This is a genomic window from Wolbachia endosymbiont of Drosophila incompta, from assembly GCF_001758565.1.
GTDB classification, from domain to species: Bacteria; Pseudomonadota; Alphaproteobacteria; order Rickettsiales; family Anaplasmataceae; genus Wolbachia; species Wolbachia pipientis.
Window position 1 is genome coordinate 344,359 of record NZ_CP011148.1, and the last position, 487, is coordinate 344,845.

At 35.0% G+C, this 487-nt stretch carries 1 protein-coding gene; it reads right to left on the reverse strand.

Annotation, left to right across the window (positions count from 1 at the left end):
- Positions 1-393: UvrD-helicase domain-containing protein (locus WG67_RS08140; protein ID WP_458694975.1), on the reverse strand; the 393-nt coding region annotated here is incomplete at its 3' end.
- Positions 394-487: the final 94 nt, after the last annotated feature.

Here is a 487-nt window from a genome sequence, read left to right on the forward strand (position 1 = left end):
GCTGGAGATTAATTTGTAATGGAGAGCGTGTATGGTTTGTATAGTTAGACCAAGATTTTCCAGTTCAGAGAAAAGCCTTCTTGCTCTTGTTAAATAATCTTTATTTTTTCTGGATCCCAGTGTCACGCACTGGGANNNNATTGGAAAGAAATCTAGTTGTTCTAGATCTGCTGCCAACACACTATCTGAACATATTGCCCACTTACTGAGTATGCTGTGAATGCGATTCTCCATTTCGTTTGCTGCAGCATTGGTGAATGTTAAGCAAAGAATATTTCTTTTGTTTTCTAATAAAAGTCTCAATACTCTGTCTATTAAGATTTTTGTTTTGCCTGTACCAGCGGACGCATTTACCCACACAGAGAAATTAGGATTTATGGCATTTGATCTCATCAGAAGTGCGAGAACCTTATAAAAGTTGACTAGAATAGCATTATACATATAATGTAAAAATAGTGTTAGTGAAGATATATAATGAAAAGTTTTT